The sequence below is a fragment of the Nocardia brevicatena NBRC 12119 genome, assembly GCF_000308495.1.
In the GTDB taxonomy this organism is placed as follows: Bacteria; Actinomycetota; Actinomycetes; order Mycobacteriales; family Mycobacteriaceae; genus Nocardia; species Nocardia brevicatena.
In genome coordinates, this window is record NZ_BAFU01000181.1 from 1 (window position 1) to 1,181 (window position 1,181).

The 1,181-nt window shown below is 63.4% G+C and carries 2 protein-coding genes; both read left to right on the forward strand.

Features of this window, described 5'->3' with window-relative positions; genetic code table 11:
- Positions 1 to 68: 68 nt before the first annotated feature.
- On the forward strand, positions 69 to 662 hold the full coding sequence (locus ON20_RS25850) for a winged helix-turn-helix domain-containing protein (protein ID WP_218002613.1): 594 nt from the start codon (positions 69 to 71) through the stop codon (positions 660 to 662).
- Positions 575 to 1,150, forward strand: coding sequence for an IS630 family transposase (locus ON20_RS25855; RefSeq protein WP_157229001.1), 576 nt, complete (start codon positions 575 to 577; stop codon positions 1,148 to 1,150). Before ON20_RS25850 ends, ON20_RS25855 begins: the two co-directional genes overlap by 88 nt.
- The last annotated feature ends 31 nt before the right edge of the window (positions 1,151 to 1,181 follow it).

Sequence of the window (1,181 nt, forward strand, 5' to 3'; positions counted from 1 at the left end):
TAAAGATCTTCCGGTAATTGGGTGAGTCGTTGGGGTTGTATCGTGGTGCGTCGTAGGACAATCGCGGTGTGTCGAAGCATTCACCACCGGAGGGTGGGCAGAAGAAGGGTCGAAATCGCAAGCGGCCCGTAGTTCGTCGGGATTTCGATGCGCTGCGGGAGCGTCGCATGCGGGCGGTGGAGATGTTCTCTGTCGGCAGACGGCAGGTCGATGTGGTGGTCGAGCTCGGGGTGTCGGCGCAGACCGCGTCACGGTGGCACAAGGCGTGGACCGCCGGCGGCCGGGAGGCGCTGGTCGGTGCGGATCGAGCAGGTCGGCGGGCGTGGCTCGACGACGAACGGATCGGCGAGGTCGAGGCCGTTGTGATGAAGGGACCCAAGGCGAACGGCTTTCCGGCCGATATGTGGACCCTGGATCGGGTGGCCGAGGTGATCGAACGGGTCACCGGGGTGCGGTACTCACGATCGCAGACCTGGACGATCCTGCGTGAGCGGATGGGATGGAGTCGGCAACGCCCGACGCGAAAAGCACGCGAGCGTGATGACGAGGCCATCGCGGCGTGGCGCAAGACCGAGTGGCCGCGCATAAAAAAAGCGCTCGGCGCCGAGGTGCATGGATCTGCTTCCAAGACGAAAGTGGATTCTCCCTGCTGCCCGCAGTGAGGGCGACCTGGGCGCCACGTGGGCGCACTCCGGTGCTGCGGCACCGGTTCTCGTGGAAACGCATGTCGATGTCCGGTGTGCTCGCCTACCGGCCCGACCGCAGCGAGGCCGCGTTCTGCTTCGGCATGAAAAAGGGGGCTTACAACACCGAATCGTTGATCGAGTTCCTCGGCGAGTTGCACGACCACTTCGACGGCGACTCCGTCACCGTGATCTGGGACAAGCTGTCGGCGCACCGCTCCGGCACCATGAAGCAGTGGTTGGCCACGCAACGGCACTGGCTGCGTGTGGAGTACCTACCTGGCTACGCCTATGACCTCAACCCCGTCGAACAGGTCTGGGGCAACGTCAAATCCACAGAACTGGCCAACCTGTGCCCGGACACCCTCGACGAAGCACACGCCGCCGCCGACACCGGACTCACACGCATCGGCAGCGACTACGACCTGTGCTTCAACTTCCTCGACCACACCGGACTTTCCTTATGACCGCGATTCACTCAATTACCGGAAGATCTTT